Genomic DNA, 17,397 nt, shown 5'->3' with positions numbered 1-17,397 from the left:
CCTCCCTTGAGATAGAAAGAAATGCCAGGGAGGGGGTGAAGAAATACTCACCAGTGACGAGCGAAAAGCCTAGGTTAGCGATTTCCTCTTTATCCATCTCCCCATTTCAGAAGTTGTTTCTTCAAGTACCTGCAGTATTTGTTGATATAATTTTTCCAATAAATCTCGCTGACCGGATTTCCAATACCGTTCAAGGTATTGGCAAGCCATTTTTATCCGAACAGCTCCAACATACACTACCCCCCCTTTAATTTTATGAGCCATTTTTTGAGTTGTTTCCCAGTCTCCTTGATTATGAGCTTTCTTTAATAGGACAATGTCGTCATTCAATGATTGATTGAGCATTAGCTTAAGCATATCGCAGAGTGTATCTTCTGTACCTGTGGTTTTAATCCCTTCTTCAACATCAAATAGTGGAAATGGGGAAAGATCAAATAGTTCGTCTGCAGTTGCAGGTAATTCAAAAATACCGTGTTCAGGGATGATGCCGTTTTCTTTTTGGATTGCAGGAATAAATGAATTCAAGATATCCCAACATTTTTTTTGCGTGAGGGGTTTGCTGATTACGGCATTGATTCCTGACTCAATACATCGTTGTTTGTTTTCCTCACCCACATGAGCTGTGAGGGCAATAATGGGGGTATGGTATTTATTGGGTATTTCATGTACACGAATATGGTGAGTTATCTGATACCCATCCATGTCAGGCAATCCTATGTCCATAAAAATCAAATCATATTTGTTTTTCTTCCAATGGTGTAATGCAGATTGTCCGTCAACTGCTACATCAACCTTGCAGTGACACTGTTCCAATATGGCTTTGGCGACCATTTGGGCCACAGCATTGTCTTCAACGATCAAGACACGAGGTTTGCCCGCTTTAATGGATGCATCCGGAGACAACGTAGGGAGCGCCCCAATTTGTTCAAAACCTGGTGTATGTAAACCAAAATCTTTATCTACACCGGTTTCATCTTCCAGTAGCGAGGTTTTTAAGGGGATAATACAAGTGAAGGTAGTTCCTTTGCCGACAGTACTCTCAACATATATTTCTCCATCGAGCTCATCGATAAATTGTTTGATTACAGCAAGACCAAGACCTGCACCTTTATAAATTCCTTTATAAGAGGGAATCAAGCGTTTGAATTGCAGAAAAATTTCCTGTTGCTTGTCTTTAGGGATTCCCATACCACTATCTTCTACAACCAGCTTAATGACTATTTGGCGATTTTCCTGTTTCGCCAGTTGGGCTGTTAATTTCACGAAACCTGTATCCGTGAAATTCAGGGAATTGGAAATCAATTCGAGTAAAATGCGATGGATGCGGACAGGATCCCCGATTAGAAATTTGGGAATATCGGGATCAAACTCCAAGGATAAAAGCAGGTGCTTGGCCGATGCCTTGGCTTTATTCAGATCGATTACATGTTGTATTATTTTTTGTAAAATAAATTTTTTCTTTACTTTGGGTATTTCGCCAGAGCTTACGTGAATCGCTTCAAGAATATCATCCATAAAATTGAGCAGTGCATGGCTGGATGCGACCAAATTATCTGCATATTCTTTAATACGGGTACTTTCTGCCTCAGATTTGATAATGTCCGCAAACCCTACTATACCACTGAGGGGAGTGCGGATGTCATGGCGCATATTTTCCAGAAATTCTGTTTTTGCCAGGCTTGCGGCTTCTGCTTTTTCTTTAGCGATATTTAACTCTGCCTCAATTTTTTTTCTATCGGTGATGTCAATGGAAATTCCTAATACGCCAGTAATTTCGCCTTTTTTATTACGCATTGGAGATTTATGACTTAAAAAAATAGCATCTTTGCCTTTCACTTGGGCTTTTTCTTCAATAATTTCAGTTTCACCCGTTTGCATGATATGAAGATCATTTTGGCGAAATAATTCAGCCTGGTTTTTTCCCCACGGCAAATCAAAATCGGTTTTTCCTACAATTTCATATCCATATTGAAAACCTACACTTTGGGCTTGTCGGTTATTGCAGCCTAAATAGACTCCGTTTTTGTCTTTCCAATAAACATGTCCTGGCATATGGGCTAATATGTTTTCTAAAGTGGATTGGGTTTTTTCCTGATTTGAAGAGAGAGCAGCTTCTTGTTTTTTGCGTTTGGTTATATTTAAGGAAATACCAATAATACCCACAACATTCCCTTTATCATCATGCAGGGGGGTTTTCCTCGTTAATACCACTACCTGTTGCCCATTTGCTATAATACCCGTTTCTTCCAATTCCAATGGGGAATTAAGAGCCATCACTTTTAAATCATTATTACGAATTATTGCGGCAGATGCAGCCCAGGGCATATCAAAATCTGTTTTCCCAACTATGGATTCCATTCCGCTCATTTCCAGCATCATGTCATTACAACCCAAATAAACTCCGTTGTTGTCCTTCCAGTAAACACTTCCTGGTAATGATTTAATAATACTTGAAGTAAGGAATGAGTTTTCTGCAGGTAAAGCGGGGCTGAATTCCTTCAGAACACTGGTATTGTTTTGATTATGTTTTTTTCCGGACATAAGTAACTCTCTTTATTTTTAAAGTTATAGACCCAATCTTCCCTACGCACAAGAGAAACCCTGTCTATTTTACAAATAGGTATCCCGGAAAAAAAACATATTGGATCTTTTCTTGCTTAATGAGCTCTCAGGGTATTAAATAAAGAAATGTTTAATTACCTGGAGCCAAAAATGCCAGTCAGTGAAGAGTGTATTAAACTGTTGCAAAATTTAGTGGATAACTATGAAGAAAGTGGAAAGGAAGATAAAGAGTATTCCTTAATTTACCCCTTGTTAAAAGAATTGATGTTTCTCGTGGTGAAACATAAAAATGAACATAAGGATGAACGCATTATTGGTTTTCTCAGCTCCTCTGCATTGATGTTGGGAGAAAATCAATTCTTTGCTCAGGAATGTAGATTATTTTTAACGGGTTATCAAGAAAAGACTCATTCTCTGGATTCAATGCTAGACAGACAATTAAATATTCAGCCCGAACTGGATGTAACATGGGGTAAGCAGTTTGAATCAGAAAAAAATTCTTCTTCATGCTACTCCCCATTTTTTCTTGAGTTACAAGCGGCTATTGCTAAAAGAGCACAACGTATTACTGCGAATGAAAAACGAATTGGAATAACCCCTAGTCCATAATATCGGGATGAGGGGTTATTTTTTCCTTACAATTTATTTAAGGCTTCAGCCCATAATGGTTCGGATTATTTTTTGTTTCAACTGGGTATAAGGTCTATATTTAAGGGGGAGCTCAAACCAGAAAGGTCTTTTTAGAATACTTTTGTAGTGACTGAATGTTTTAAAGCCCGCCTCCCCATGATAATTTCCCATTCCACTGTCCCCCACACCACCAAAGGGAAGATTTGAATTGCAAATATGCATAATTACATCGTTGATACAGCCACCCCCAAAAGAAACTTCATGTAAAATTTGTGATTGTACTTGCGAATCTTTTCCAAATATATAAAGAGACAACGGACGTGGGCGTGATTTGATTTCGCAAAGGACAGACTCAAGGTTAGTGAAAGGGATAACCGGTAAAATTGGACCAAAAATTTCCTCTTTCATAATTTCATCTGCAAAACTCACATCCTTAAGAAGGGTTGGTTCAATATAATTCTCGGTCTCAATGACCTGACCACCAGAGAATAATTTTTGAGGATCAATGAGTTTTTTCAACCGTTGCACATGTTTTTGGTTAATAATACGGGTGTAACTTTCGCTCTCCATCGGGTTTGAACCAATAATTTTGCTGATTTGACTTTTAAGCTCTTCCATAAAAGGGTGGTAAATCTTTTCCTCAACCAACAGATAATCAGGTGCAATACAGGTTTGGCCTGCATTTAAAAATTTTCCCCAGACAATGCGCTGTGCAGAAATTTTAAGATCTGCATCAGCAAAAACTAAGCAGGGACTTTTTCCGCCCAATTCAAGGGTAATCGGTGTTAAATGTTCTGCTGCAGCTTTAGCAACTATTTTGCCTACTGCGGTACTGCCGGTAAAAAATATCTTATCAAAACGCATATCCAGAAGCTCTTGAGTTACCTCGATACCGCCTTCAGCAACATAAAGATAAGCGGGATCAAAATTTGAATTGAGTATTTTTGCCAGCGCTGATGAAGTATTTTTTGGTAATTCACTCGGTTTAATGATGCTGGTATTTCCAGCTACCATAGCTGCGACTAAAGGACTTAAGGTGAGTTGGTACGGATAATTCCATGCCCCTATAATGAGGGTCGTACCATAGGGCTCAGGCAAGATGAAACTTTTCCCTGGCTGGCTTACCAATTCTGTGCGGATTGCTTTGGGTTTGGCCCATTTGTGTACGTATTTAATAGCTTTATCCAGTTCATGATAAATTAAGGCAAGTTCAGTTAAATACGTTTCAAATTGGGATTTTTTTATATCCGCATAGAGGGCTTCCGAGAGAAGTTGCTCATTTTGCTTGAGGATGTTTTTTAATTTCTGCAGTTGCTGCTTACGAAAATCAATCGCTTTAGCTGTTCCATCAGCTGCAAACTTTCTTTGCTCTTCAACAACAGTGCGGATATTCATGTAGAGACACCTGTGTAAAAGTTTTTATTTATAAGCAGTTAATCTTATTCATTCTAGTTAAGTTTTTAGGGTATAACCAGAGCTCCTTCCCTGCTATTTCCATTAAGTCCAGTTTACTTTTCGCTGGTTCAAGCATTAAGGTGAATGACATTTACTGCTTTTGGACTCTAAAATTTCTTGTTGTAATTCCATAATTTTATCCAAATACATTTTTTCCTTGTTTCTATTGTCCTTACATAAAACTTTTTCTGCGGGAGTCATTCGGAGTAGGAGTTGGATGTATGCCTCAGATGCAGTTTGAGTCTGGAAGGAAAATGTTGTTGCCAGAGTTCCGGTGCGGACAAGCTCAATCAGTTTCGGATTAAATTGCGGCTTCATTAAAGAACATTGGGGTAAGCAGGATTGGCTTTTTCGGTTCGCATCTTCTGCAAGTTTTTTCAAAACTCCACTGATTATTTGTAGAAACTGAGTCAAACCGGTAATGGGATTTAGGGTTCCAGCGGATACCTTATGCAGGATATTCAACGATTTTTCCCTGCATAAATTTTCTAACAAATCATCAAAATCATTAACAAATGGGGGTAATTCGACCGTCGAGTTCAAGCTGTCCATAAGATGAGTACCTGATAATAGACTTTTATGCTTTTCTCCCGTTTTGCCGTTTTGGTAAATTGTTTTATCAAGTAGGGCGGGCATCAGGCTGCTGTGACAGGCTTCGGAAATATTTGTATTTTTTCGGGTTGTACGTCCCTTCCCGTGCTGTAAACTGGTATGGCCAAAAGTAGGTAAAATCCCCGTCTTATAATAAGCAACGAGAGTATAAAAAAGAAAGTCCACGCGACGATTGGAGTGTTCAATTATGTTTTCTTTTGATAGGACAAGAAGCGCATTATGATCCTTGTTTTTTAGTGCCAAAAGATAATTTGAATAGGGCAAGTTGAGTGCGGCAGTGTAATTGTCCTTATAATCAAAACGCATTCTTTTTTTTATCGTAAATTGTTTGTGTTCTTCCACTTTTAATTTTTTAAAAAAAAGAGGATCAGGATGTTTTGTAAAATTTGTGGGTGTGGCTTCTGTTTTTTGTGGCCTCATGGATGTCGAGAACAGTCTGTTCAGAGACAGTGTTTGGGGTGAGGTGATTTTAAAAGCGGGGCTTTTGTGTCGTATGGTTTGATCGGCTACGAATATTCGCTTCATCATAGGTCCCTCCGAGATTACAGCTAAAACGTTACAATTATTTTTCAAAGTGTTTCAAGAATTATCTTTGCATGAACAGACTTGATTTGACAAGTGTTCATTCCAGAAAAAGAAATTTCTTTTGAAGCATTGTCGGGTTTAGATTACATATTCAGGCGCGCCCCCTTTCTTATACACCAGGACTGTTCGCTCAAAAGACATGAAGAGCTCTTTATGTTGGTTAATTCCTCGTGTTTCTACCGTAACGATTCCCTGGCCGGGTCTTGATTTTGATTCCCGCTTCTTTTTAATTTCGCTTTCAGCGTAAATGGTATCCCCCTCAAATACCGGTTTTAATAGTTTGACTTTATCCCACTCCAGATTAGCAACTACTTTCTTGGAAATGGTATTAACGGTCATTCCGGTGATGATCGCCAAGGTGAATGTGCTATTCACTAAAGGTCTTTTCCACTCTGTGTGCTCCGCATAATGAGCATCAAAATGCAATTGGGCTGTATTCATTGTCAATAATGTAAACCAAATATTGTCATTTTGAGTTATGGTTCTTCCTGGCCTGTGTTCAATAATTTGTCCCACTTCAAAATCTTCGAAATAAAAACCAAAATCTTCCCGCAAGCGATTGCTCCCAATAGATTTATAGCTCTGATGCGACATAGTCATTCCCTCTATAATTTTTCGAAAAATTTAAGTACTTCCTGGGCCTGTTTATAGACAGGGACATCTATCATTTGTCCATCCAGTTGACAGGCTTTGCCTCCAGAATCCTCGAAGAGTGCAACAATTTTTTTTGCCCGTTCAATTTCTCTTTTCCCGGGGATAAAATTTTGCTTGATGGCAGAGATTTGCCTGGGATGAATGGCTAGTTTCCCTTTAAAACCCAATTCCTTAACCCGAATTATTTCAGAAATTAATTGTTCTTCATTTGTAAAATCAAAAAATGGGGAATCAATTGCTGGGATTTGGGTAAGTGCTGCAGCCTGGATGATTTGATGACGGGCGTGCAAAAGGGCATCCCAATTCATTTGGCAACCCACATCCGCGGCAAAATCGGCAGCACCAAAAACCAGTCCTGCAAGTGGGGCGTTGGTGACGATTGAATTCAAATTCATTAAGCCTTTTGCCGTTTCGATAAACGCTAAAATCTGGATGTTACGGGATTCTAGATTGAGTGTTTTATAAACTATATTTAACTCTTCAGCACTTTCGGTTTTAGGATATAAAATGGCATCATAGTAAATCCCCTCCTGTTTGAACGCCTGTAAATCAGGTAAGCCGGCATCAGTGGTTATATGGTTGATCCGCACAATAATCAGTAGATCGGGATGTTTGGTTTTCAGAAATTCAATTACATGATCGCGAGCTTTATTCTTTTCAGCAGGCGGGACGGCATCTTCCAGTTCCAAAATAAGGCCATTTGCTCCAGAGGCCAGCGCTTTTTCAAAAAGTTTGGGTTTATTGCCCGGAGTGAAGAGCAGGGCAGGGGAATACAATAAATTCATTTTAAATAAATCCTTGTTGTTTTGCTTGTTGTTCTAATTGCTCACGAAATGAGGGATGAGCAATTTTAATTAACTGACGGGTTCTTTCAGTAGTAGAGCGTCCTCTTAATTGTGCTACTCCATATTCAGTGACCACATAATCAATATCAAGCCGTGTGTCTGTTGCAATTGAGGAAAGCCGGGGTACTATTCTTGATAAGGTTCCATTTTTTGCTGTAGAAGTACTGGCGATTATCGTTTTTCCACCTTCAGAATAGGGGACTCCACGGATGAAATCCAGTTGCCCACCCGCACCTGAAAATTGGTGGCCTATAAACTCGGCATTAACCTGTCCACTAAAATCTATCTCTATAAAAGAATTCACGGAGGTCATCAATTTATTTTGTTCAATAACATTGGGTTCATTAACATAGGAAACCGGGAGGCACATCATGGATGGATTATCATTAATAAATTCATACAGATTTTTATCACCAATTGCGAAAGTAAATACATTGACATAAGGAAGTAACGTCTTGTTGGTATTCGTAACTACTCCTTTTTTAATCAGCTCAATCATACCTGAAGTAATCACTTCGGTATGTATGCCAAGATTCCGGTGATTAATTAGTTGTTCGCATACGGCATTAGGTACGCTGCCTATTCCCATCTGAATGGTTGCTCCATCAGGAATAAGGGGCGTGATGTGATGGCCGATTTGACGATCCACTTCACTGGGCGGTTTGGAAGGTTCTTCTATCAGCTTCGAAGTATTTTCGACTATCGCATCTACCTCACTGATGTGGATTAAAGTAGAGCCTGCAGTTCTTGGCATGTTTTCATTAACTTCGACGATTAATTTGTCTGCATAACGGCTTAGTTCAATGGCATAATCGCCATTAGTGCCTAAATTGAAAAAGCCGAATTTGTCCATAGGAGATACAGTAGTAATAAAAGCATCCAGTTTCGTAACTGCTTTAATAGTTGAGGGATAACGGCTAAAACTTATGGGTACAAAATTGATGTATTTTTTACCTTGAGCATATCCTCGCTCAGCCAGTTCAACTTCCCCTTTGGACAACATTGAGGAATAGGGCCTGATAATATGCAGTAAGGATTCCTGGAAAATAGTGTTTAGGGCTACATCACCGCAGCGAAGGTAATAGACTTTTAGTTCTTGCAATTCACCTGCTTGCGCACGGGCAGCCAGAGCATGACATAGAGCTGGGGGGGTGGCGACACGCATGCCCATGGAAATTACCGCAGTGGCAGGGATTAAGGTTACGGCTTGTTCAGCGGAGCACAATTTTTGTTGATACTGTTTATCAAAGTTCATTCATCATCCTTAACATAAACCGAAGCAGACTCGTAGGTTAGATTATTGCGCAGTCATATTAAATGTCAATCGTACCAGTCCTTGCAAAACTTGTGCATCATGGGGGGCAACTACTTTGTGATCGTTATCAAGATAGCAAAAAATATGTTTTACTTTTTGCTGCCAATGAGCAAATTTGTGCGCATAGTTTAAAAGTGTTTTTTCTGGATAGTGACCGGCATAAGGCTCGAGGTGTGGCCCATGTAGACGTAAGTAAATGAAGTCACTGGTAATCACTTCCGGACACTGAAACCCCTTGAAATCATAAAAACACAGGGCAATATTTTTTTGAGCAAGTAAATCATAGACTTCCTGGCATAACCAACTTGTATTTCTAAACTCAAACGTATAATGAAATGAATCAGACAATTGCTGGATAAATTGTTTCAGACGTTCCACATTAATTGGCCAATAAGGTGGGAGCTGAAAAAGGACTGGCCCTAATTTTTCTCCCAACCCTTCGATAATCTGCAGAAAATATTGGAGGGTATCCGGAACCTCTTTGAGCATTTTTACATGAGTTAAGTAGCGGTTTGCCTTACAAGAAAAAATAAATTCATCCGGAGTCGTTTCCTTCCATTTTGCAATGGAATTTTTAGAGGGTATGCGATAAAAACTGCTGTTAAGCTCTACCGTCTCAAAGATGCTGGAGTAATAAGCTAACGTATCTTTTTCTGCCAGTGTTGGAGGGTAAAAAATTTCTTTCCATCCATTAAAACTCCATCCTGAGGTACCGATATTAACGAAGGCCATTACTGTTCCTTAAAGATCTACTCTTCACAGGAAAGGCCTAGCATGTTTAATCCTCGACCGATATCATCAGCAACTGTGGGTCTGGATAGCAAATATTCTCCGGTATGCTCGGTTACTTCTTCCAGAGCAAAAGTAAGAGCATCTTCCCACTCATCCTGAGCATAATCACCACGTCCTAAATACATTAGGGCAACCAGGGTTGCTTGTTGATCAGGGCGTAAATTATCAATGTATTCAATAACTTCCTGGTAAACAGGATCATTTTGGTAATCAGCCAGTACGTAGTTTGCATCCATTTCCTCTGTAACTTCAGGAAAACTTACCTCCTCCTTCACCTGGAATTGCCGCGCTTTATCAAGAAGATCGCAAATGGTTTCAGTATCAAGATTCAACATAATAATCTCCTTATTTCATATGTTTTCCAATAATAATAGCTTAAATAAATATAATTTTTTGAGGCTGTCCTAAAGTCGGTGATGTCACATGCTATACAAGACCAAATTTTTTAAAGAAATACGGAAAATTTTCTTTTTTTCAATATTTATATAAAATCATTTAATACCAACTGGTTGTTTAGCTATTATTGTTTTTTAGAATCGAGACTGCTCATTTCTGCTAATTCCGGGGTGAAAGTAAAGCTTGCATATACTTTAGGCTCTACCTGGCTGATTACCTGCAATACATTGTTCTCAAATAATAACATGAGTTGTTTTTTATCAGTTTGATTTGGAATGTTGCTAATTTGATTTCGAAGATTGCGAAATGCGTGCCAGTTAAAAACGGGTCTATTGAAGGCAAAATAATCATTGAAAAGTGACCTTGCCTGTTGATTTAGGCTGTCTAGTTGCTCAATTAAAGGTTTATATAGATTAATGTCTTCAGAAAAGTTGAAGGAGTAATTCAACTTGGGATGAATACTCGAAAGTTTTTGACGCACATTTAATTCAAAGCGTTCCATTAATTGAATTTTATCCTTGGTCAAGGGCATTAATTTAATTAAGTCATAAACCTCCCTGAAAAAAGAAAAATTAAAGGAAATCGGATAGGGCAGGTATTGGCTTTGAGCAGCGTAATAATTTTTTACAGATACTTCTAATTGCTGGAGTTTTTTATAAATTTCATGCGACATGGTTAATCCTCATAATATTGGGTTATAATGGTGCACTATTTTTTAATTTAAAGCAAATTGATTTAATTTAAGAACCCCTTTCTCACATAAAACAATTCTTGAATAAAGGAAATAAATACATACCATGATAAAAGAGGATTGATTTATCTTATTCAATAACTATATTTAATATAATCACGCATCACAAAATTTTTCTGATAGGGATAGTGATTCACAAAGGAGGGTAGTCACATGAAAAGTTCTGATGAGAACCTTGGTTTTGAAAAACAAGCACATACTCCCAAAGAGCACCTTGAAGCTGCTGCAAGTCAATTCATGTCAGAAGGGAAAAAACGGGTAAACCAGCTGTATGAAGAAGGGGTATCCAAAGCAAACGAAGTAGAAGAAAATGTCAAAGAATACTCCGATCAGTTATTAAGAAAAATCCAGAAAAACCCATTGGCCTCTGTTTTAATCGCTGGGGGACTCGGTTTTCTATTATCTAAACTTATGAAAAAATAATGGAAGCTCTAAAACAGTTAGAAGCGCTGGTTGCCGCCAAAATATCAGTTATTAAAACCGTTTGGTCTTTAATTCGTCTTGAGGCCAAGTTAGCGGGGCTTAGTGTTTTTCCTTTGATACTGAATTTGTGCATGCTGTTTGTAGTGCTCATTGCAGTATGGGTAAACGCTATGCTTTTAATAGGATATTTGGTGTTCTTTCTTTCTAACCATTTTCTGTTATCCATATCTCTTGTTTTCCTTATTAACATTGGGGTGTTATTGGGACTAGTGAAGTATTTATCCTTTAACTTAAAAAGTATGAGTTTTAGTAAAACAAGAGAATATTTCTCTCAAAAGAGTGTTGAACATGGAAAAATCGAGAAGACAGATACTGGCTCAAATTGAGCAGATGGACAGGACATTACGGTCTGAGGAGTACAAGGTAGCTGAACATCAAGCGTATTTTGCACAAAGCCAGACGACCCGTTATTACTTAGCAGCCGTCCTGCTCCTCGTTTCCGCTTTTTTTATCGGTTGGAAAATGGAACGAAAGCAATGGAGCGGAAAAATAATGCAACAAGTAATCGATGTTGTTGTATTGGCTATGCTTAATTCGCTTAAAAAGACGACGTTTACTTTATTCAAGTAGATGAATTTAAATTGCCCAGATGTTTAATTTTTATTCAAAATAAAATAAAATACAGAGTTTTAACCATTAAACTCTGTTGCCATGCTTCTATTTCTGTCTTACAAGAATCAAAAGAATGTTCAAATTACTAAAGAAAGTGACTGTACATCCTTTAAAACAATTCGAGATTTTAATGAATACCGGTTTGATATCCTCATAAATCATCCAAAGACAGTTGTTTTTAAAGATCTTGATGAATTGCTTGAAGATCTGAAACGATTTCAGATTGTCCAGACTTATGAAAAGGAACTCCAGGGGACACGTTATATATCGCAATTGCATACCATAAATCTTGTACGGTTTTTGACATCAGCCGATGAAATGGCAATAGAGCTCGAAATTAGAAAAAAAGCCATGGCTTCTCTAAAGGAAGAAAGCGATCCTTTGAAAAAAGAAATCATTTCCAAACTTATAGACAGTCTTCATTTTTTTAAATCATATGAACGCTTTACCATGGAGGTGCTGTTTCGTCACAAGGCAGTGAAACTTATGGATATGGATAAATTTCATCTGGCCGATGATAAATACAGGTATCCTACCCAGGAAGAAAATTACTTGCAACTTGATCCGCATTATTGGAGGATGGCCGAAAACCATGTGGGTTTTTTTATACCAAGAAAAGGTGTTAGGCCTTCGGCAGCCATAAATTCAATTTTCGAGGGCGGTAATCTTGTGGTACTTGAATGCCATAGCTGGATGCTTTGTGTGCAATATAAGGCTTTATTGGACACCATTGGTGCGGACCATTTTAATTTTCTCTTTAAGACTAAGCCTCTAGTCATCACAGATGGTCTGAATCTGAATGAAACTCTAGCTGCAGATTTGGGTGAAATTCTTCCATGTAAATGGCAAATGACCAAAGAAAAGTTAATTCCTGGCGATTGGGTTTATCTCTACAATTTCCCTGATTACAAAGAGGCTACGTTATATGATGCTTCTAAAAATGGAGCTGGATTGCATTCTTTAGTAATGGGATCGGATAAATATCGGGGTTTTGGATCATCTAAAGCGATGACAGAAAATGAAATGAAATATGAGTTTTTATCTATTTATAATGAAGATTTTCTTGCCGAACCCCTTGTTCTGGATGAGGGAAGTATCGACAGTAAAACTATGGGGCTTGATGTTGATGAGAAAGACCTCCGGGTGGGTGACGTGGTTGTGATTTATGGTCATATTGATTGCCCTGATTTTGAGTGGAGGAATGTAAATTGCACCTATTTGGGACAAGGTAAATATCGATGTGAACAATTAAAAAAGGATAATGCTACTGAAAATGAAATTGTTTTGGCCTTATTGGAAAAATATAATGCTTCACTCCCGCAACGGAAAACAGCAGGGGATTTGGCTGAGCTTAACCTATTCAAATCGTTATTGACGAATGTTCGAGGAATTGATTTTTCCCAGCCCCGATTTAATTTTTTGTTTGAAAAGCAGCTTTCCCTGTACGCCCCTAATTCACCCTGTTTGTTTGTAAGCTCTGCAAGCAGTCCGCTTCAGTCTGACCTTTTGCCTAAGGCAAGTCATTTGAAAAAATAATAGATTTGCACAGGACGCGAAGCATTTAAAATTAAATTGTTGAGGGTGTGGTCTTTACATAAAAAGGAGGTAGCGGATAAAAATGTTGATTTATAACTTTGGAAATTTAATACCGCTACCGTTCTATAATAGCATTCAAACATGAACACATTATTAAGTATCCCCCCTGGTAGAACATGGGGAAAGAAATTTAAGGAGATGTCTTAGTCAATGCTCTCTCCTGCATGGAAGGAGTGAGTAAGAATTCCATTAAAAAAATGGGGATTCGTTGTTCCAGCCAAAAGTGGCGTTTCTGAGCGATAAATCCTACATGGCCGCCATGTTGACTCAATTCCAGGATGATATCGGAAGAGAGTTCTTTGGAAGTTGGGAGTATATCCGGGGTCATAAACGGGTCGTCCAATGCATGGATAATTAGGGTGGGCGTCTTGATTTGAGACAAATACTGTCTCGAACTGCATTGTTGATAATACTCATTTGCACTGGCAAACCCATGTAAGGGGGCAGTTATTTGTTCATCAAATTCAATCAGGGTTTTTATGGAATAGAGCTTTTGTTTCGAAAGCGGCAATTGGTACTTTATCATATCAATTTTTTCGAGAAAAACGCGGCGCAGTTTTTCTAATAAAGAAGCCTGGTATACGCGGGAAAATCCTTTATTTATTTTTTGAACCACGTTTTGCAACAGAAACGGCACAGAGACAGCCACAGCAGCATCAATCAGAGATTGGTAACCTGTTTCCCCTAACCATTTGAGAAGTATATTGCCGCCCAGAGACACACCAACAACAGCTTTTTTAGTGGCAGGCTCTCTAAGTTTCAAGATATGGAGCAAAAAATCCAAATCTTTGGTATCACCTCCATGATATAAGCGGGGAAGACGATTCGGCTCCCCGCTTGCCCCTCGAAAATTCATTAAAACGGATCGGTAACCTGCTTTATGGAACGCATCAAATAAAGTCGCAACATAAACTGAATCTACATTACCTCCCAATCCATGGAGAAGGATAATTAAAGGTGCATTGTCGTTTAATCCATTAGTTTTCCAGGCCAGATCAATGAAATCGCCGTCAGGTAATTCAAGGCGTTCATAAGAATCAATAAAGGGTTTTACTCGATGAGTTAAGGTTCGATAAAGAGTCTGGCTGTGCCCATTAATTAGCCACCAGTCGGGCTTGAATTTACTATGAATGATCATACTCTGAGGCCAGGAATTGAGAATAATTTACACTGTTTACTATTACTTTACTCTTTAAGTATAAAATATTACTAAATGAAAATAAATGCGAATTGGAAAGTTGTAATTTCAGTTCAGTTTTCATTGCTAAAGCAATCGTGTGCATTTAAATTATCTAGTTAGCCAGATTTATTATTAAAGTAAATAAGGTACCTTGAGAGGTTTTTATCGTTACAGGAGGTTTGATGCAAGTAAAGGCAGCTGTTGCTTATGAAGTGGGAAAGCCGTTATCCATTGAAATGGTTGATTTGGAAGGTCCCAAAAGGGGAGAAGTGCTTGTTGAAATCAAAGCAACAGGTGTTTGCCATACAGATGCATATACTTTATCCGGTGAGGATCCAGAAGGCCTTTTTCCTGTCATTTTAGGGCATGAAGGCGCAGGTATCATTGTTGATGTGGGTTCGGACGTTACTTCGGTAAAACCCGGTGATCATGTTATTCCTCTTTATACCCCTGAATGTCGCCAATGCGAATATTGCCTTTCCCAGAAAACGAATCTTTGCCAGGCAATTCGAACAACTCAAGGTCAGGGAGTAATGCCTGACGGAACAAGTCGTTTTAGCTTAAATGGAAAAAAAATCTTTCATTATATGGGAACATCAACTTTCGCAAATTATATTGTATTACCTGAAATTGCCGTTGCGAAAATTCGTGAGGATGCTCCTTTTGAGAAAGTATGCTACATAGGCTGTGGTGTAACAACAGGTCTGGGGGCGGTAATTTATACCGCAAAGGTCACGCCAGGTTCGCGCGTGGTTGTTTTTGGTTTAGGGGGTATTGGGCTTAATGTAATTCAGGGAGCCCGTATGGTAGGAGCTGAGCAGATTGTAGGTGTCGATATTAATCCGCAGCGGCGTGCTTTGGCTGAAGCAATGGGAATGACCCATTTTGTTAATCCTCAGGAAGTCAGTAATGACTTGGTCCCTTATCTGGTGGATTTAACTAAAGGGGGAGCGGATTACAGTTTTGAGTGTGTAGGTAATGTAAAACTGATGCGTCAGGCACTGGAATGTTGTCATAAAGGATGGGGAGTGTGTACTGTGGTTGGGGTTGCAGGAGCTGGACAAGAAATTTCTACCAGACCGTTCCAACTGATTACCGGCAGGGTTTGGAAAGGTTCAGCTTTTGGGGGGGCGCGTGGACGTACTGATGTACCTAAAATTGTAGATTGGTATATGGAAGGGAAAATTAATGTTGATGATTTAATTACCCATGTCCTTCCTGTGGAAAAAGTGAATCAGGCTTTTGATTTAATGCGTCTTGGGCAGTCAATTCGAACTATTCTTACTTTTTAAAAGTGTGTTGGGGAATATGTTAAATGACCATTGAGCTCCTTGAAGAGCATCATTCTTTTGGTGGCATTCAACGGGTTTATGCCCACCAATCCGCTGCAACCAATTGCACCATGCGTTTTGGTCTGTTTTTGCCACCTCAAGCGCAAAAACACAGCGTACCTGTGTTGTACTGGCTTTCCGGATTAACCTGTACGGAACAAAACTTTATTACCAAAGCCGGAGCACAGCGGATTGCGGCACAATCTGGTTTAGCATTAGTTACTCCGGATACCAGTCCCAGAGGCATTAATTTGCCAGGCGATCAGGAACATTACGATTTTGGCGCAGGTGCCGGATTTTATGTAGATGCTACCCAATTACCCTGGTCTAAATATTATAAAATGTCTACTTACGTACATGAAGAATTGCCGGCTTTACTGGAGCACTTCCCAATTAACCATCAGTCCTGTGGTATCTTTGGGCATTCCATGGGAGGGCATGGGGCACTTGCCTTGGCATTGAAATACCCCAAATTTTATCGTTCGGTCTCGGCACTGGCACCCATTTGTGCGCCCTCTCAATGCCCATGGGGACAAAAAGCATTTACAGGCTACCTGGGGCCAGACAAGAATCAATGGAAGGAATACGACGCTTGCGAACTTATCCTCGAGAGAGGATGGCCACATGCACCTATATTAGTTGATCAGGGCTCAGCTGACCCTTATATAAAGGAACAGTTAAAACCTGAATTATTTAAGTCAGCCTGCCTGAAGGCTGGTGTTGAACTTAAAATGCACATCCGAGAAGGGTATGATCACAGTTATTATTTTATCGCCAGTTTTATTGAGGAGCATCTAAAGTTTCATGCCTCAATCTTATATGGAAATAATTAGGCCACGTGCCTAATTAACCCATAAATTATTGAATAATCACTACTGACTGTAAATTAATTCAAGCGGAGTGATTCCGATTCTTGCAAAAACAGTCTATAAGGTGGTCATCAACCAAACCTACTGCTTGCATGTGGGCATACATAATAGTCGACCCCACAAAACTCATCCCTCTTTTCTTCAAATCCTTGGATAGGGCGTCAGATTCAGCGGTACGTGCTGGGACTTCTTGAAGTGTTTTCGGGTAATTTACTTTGGGACTTCCATCTACAAATTGCCAAATATAATTATCAAAAGAACCAAATTCTTGTGCGATTGAAAGAAACACTAACGCATTCTTGCGAGCCGAAAAAATTTTGAGACGATTGCGAATAATTCCGGCATCATTCAGTAAGGCAGTTAATTCTTCATCGCTCATCTTGGCTACTGCATACGGGTCGAATTGTTTGAATGCTTTGCGGTATGCTTCGCGTCGTTTAAGAATTGTTTCCCAACTTAAACCTGCTTGCGCCCCTTCCAGGATAAGCATCTCAAAGTGTTTTTGATCATCATGAACGGGAATACCCCATTCATTATCATGATACTCTTCATAGTGGGGCTTGCCAGTACCAACCCAGGAGCAACGTTTCATAACGGAACACTTATCCTCTAAATTCTATTTAATAAAATACACTATTTAAGTATTTCCCTAGTCTGCTCATCATAACGTCTTTCGCCTGCAAAGACTATTGCAAATTAAGTTTTAAGAAGATAATGTTCTTTTTCAAA

The 17,397-nt window shown here is 39.1% G+C and carries 18 protein-coding genes; 6 read left to right on the top strand and 12 right to left on the bottom strand.

The window, feature by feature from the left end; translation table 11 throughout:
- Window positions 1-69: 69 nt before the first annotated feature.
- Window positions 70-2,541: a PAS domain-containing sensor histidine kinase gene (locus tag KYQ_RS11485; RefSeq protein WP_010654410.1), complete on the bottom strand. Its 2,472-nt coding sequence runs from the start codon at window positions 2,539-2,541 to the stop codon at window positions 70-72.
- A gap of 171 nt (window positions 2,542-2,712) precedes the next feature.
- Here KYQ_RS11485 and KYQ_RS11480 point away from each other — a divergent pair, with 171 nt between their 5' ends.
- The gene (locus KYQ_RS11480) at window positions 2,713-3,171 is read left to right on the top strand and encodes a hypothetical protein (protein WP_010654409.1); all 459 of its coding nucleotides are present in this window, start codon (window positions 2,713-2,715) and stop codon (window positions 3,169-3,171) included.
- A 45-nt stretch (window positions 3,172-3,216) separates the two neighbouring features.
- On the opposite strand, the gene KYQ_RS11475 is transcribed toward KYQ_RS11480, so the two are convergent.
- The 8 genes from KYQ_RS11475 to KYQ_RS11440 all read right to left on the bottom strand — a co-directional run bounded on the left by KYQ_RS11475 (window position 3,217) and on the right by KYQ_RS11440 (window position 10,519).
- Window positions 3,217-4,587: an aldehyde dehydrogenase gene (locus KYQ_RS11475; RefSeq protein ID WP_010654408.1), complete on the bottom strand. Its 1,371-nt coding sequence runs from the start codon at window positions 4,585-4,587 to the stop codon at window positions 3,217-3,219.
- 135 nt (window positions 4,588-4,722) lie between these two features.
- Window positions 4,723-5,787, bottom strand: coding sequence for a hypothetical protein (locus KYQ_RS11470; protein WP_010654407.1), 1,065 nt, complete (start codon window positions 5,785-5,787; stop codon window positions 4,723-4,725).
- A gap of 135 nt (window positions 5,788-5,922) precedes the next feature.
- Complete coding sequence (locus tag KYQ_RS11465; protein WP_010654406.1) at window positions 5,923-6,438, bottom strand: MaoC/PaaZ C-terminal domain-containing protein; 516 nt, start codon at window positions 6,436-6,438, stop codon at window positions 5,923-5,925.
- An 11-nt stretch (window positions 6,439-6,449) separates the two neighbouring features.
- Entirely contained in the window at window positions 6,450-7,283 is an 834-nt protein-coding gene (locus KYQ_RS11460; RefSeq protein ID WP_010654405.1) for an HpcH/HpaI aldolase/citrate lyase family protein, read from the bottom strand.
- A 1-nt stretch (window position 7,284) separates the two neighbouring features.
- Window positions 7,285-8,598, bottom strand: coding sequence for an acetyl-CoA hydrolase/transferase family protein (locus KYQ_RS11455; protein WP_019350108.1), 1,314 nt, complete (start codon window positions 8,596-8,598; stop codon window positions 7,285-7,287).
- A 42-nt stretch (window positions 8,599-8,640) separates the two neighbouring features.
- Window positions 8,641-9,390: a DUF72 domain-containing protein gene (locus KYQ_RS11450; protein ID WP_010654403.1), complete on the bottom strand. Its 750-nt coding sequence runs from the start codon at window positions 9,388-9,390 to the stop codon at window positions 8,641-8,643.
- A 17-nt stretch (window positions 9,391-9,407) separates the two neighbouring features.
- On the bottom strand, window positions 9,408-9,785 hold the full coding sequence (locus tag KYQ_RS11445) for a DUF3775 domain-containing protein (RefSeq protein WP_010654402.1): 378 nt from the start codon (window positions 9,783-9,785) through the stop codon (window positions 9,408-9,410).
- A gap of 185 nt (window positions 9,786-9,970) precedes the next feature.
- The gene (locus KYQ_RS11440; protein WP_010654401.1) at window positions 9,971-10,519 is read right to left on the bottom strand and encodes a hypothetical protein; all 549 of its coding nucleotides are present in this window, start codon (window positions 10,517-10,519) and stop codon (window positions 9,971-9,973) included.
- Between the two features lie 231 nt (window positions 10,520-10,750).
- Here KYQ_RS11440 and KYQ_RS11435 point away from each other — a divergent pair, with 231 nt between their 5' ends.
- A complete protein-coding gene (locus tag KYQ_RS11435) occupies window positions 10,751-11,020 on the top strand; it encodes a hypothetical protein (RefSeq protein WP_010654400.1) in 270 nt (89 codons plus the stop codon).
- Here the strand turns inward: KYQ_RS11435 and KYQ_RS19340 are convergent.
- Window positions 11,007-11,246 (bottom strand): hypothetical protein, encoded by a 240-nt coding sequence (locus KYQ_RS19340; protein ID WP_172461316.1) that lies wholly within the window; start codon window positions 11,244-11,246, stop codon window positions 11,007-11,009. The genes KYQ_RS11435 and KYQ_RS19340 overlap by 14 nt on opposite strands.
- 122 nt (window positions 11,247-11,368) lie before the next feature.
- On the opposite strand from KYQ_RS19340, the gene KYQ_RS11425 reads away from it, so the two are divergent.
- Together KYQ_RS11425 and KYQ_RS11420 are read left to right on the top strand one after the other, a co-directional pair.
- Complete coding sequence (locus KYQ_RS11425) at window positions 11,369-11,650, top strand: hypothetical protein (protein ID WP_010654398.1); 282 nt, start codon at window positions 11,369-11,371, stop codon at window positions 11,648-11,650.
- An 81-nt stretch (window positions 11,651-11,731) separates the two neighbouring features.
- Window positions 11,732-13,228 (top strand): hypothetical protein, encoded by a 1,497-nt coding sequence (locus KYQ_RS11420; protein ID WP_019350107.1) that lies wholly within the window; start codon window positions 11,732-11,734, stop codon window positions 13,226-13,228.
- A 190-nt stretch (window positions 13,229-13,418) separates the two neighbouring features.
- On the opposite strand, the gene KYQ_RS11410 is transcribed toward KYQ_RS11420, so the two are convergent.
- A complete protein-coding gene (locus KYQ_RS11410; protein ID WP_010654396.1) occupies window positions 13,419-14,426 on the bottom strand; it encodes a hydrolase in 1,008 nt (335 codons plus the stop codon).
- Window positions 14,427-14,650: 224 nt separating this feature from the next.
- On the opposite strand from KYQ_RS11410, the gene KYQ_RS11400 reads away from it, so the two are divergent.
- Both KYQ_RS11400 and fghA read left to right on the top strand, forming a co-directional pair.
- A complete protein-coding gene (locus KYQ_RS11400) occupies window positions 14,651-15,760 on the top strand; it encodes an S-(hydroxymethyl)glutathione dehydrogenase/class III alcohol dehydrogenase (protein WP_010654395.1) in 1,110 nt (369 codons plus the stop codon).
- A gap of 23 nt (window positions 15,761-15,783) precedes the next feature.
- Entirely contained in the window at window positions 15,784-16,632 is an 849-nt protein-coding gene (gene fghA / locus KYQ_RS11395) for an S-formylglutathione hydrolase (protein WP_019350104.1), read from the top strand.
- Between the two features lie 58 nt (window positions 16,633-16,690).
- Here fghA and KYQ_RS11390 read toward each other — a convergent pair whose 3' ends face one another.
- Window positions 16,691-17,260, bottom strand: coding sequence for a DNA-3-methyladenine glycosylase I (locus KYQ_RS11390; protein ID WP_010654393.1), 570 nt, complete (start codon window positions 17,258-17,260; stop codon window positions 16,691-16,693).
- Window positions 17,261-17,397 lie beyond the last annotated feature (137 nt).

The organism is Fluoribacter dumoffii NY 23, assembly GCF_000236165.1.
In the GTDB taxonomy this organism is placed as follows: domain Bacteria; phylum Pseudomonadota; class Gammaproteobacteria; order Legionellales; family Legionellaceae; genus Legionella; species Legionella dumoffii.
Note: the sequence above shows the minus strand (reverse complement) of the source record. Positions and strands in the feature narration are given on the sequence as shown.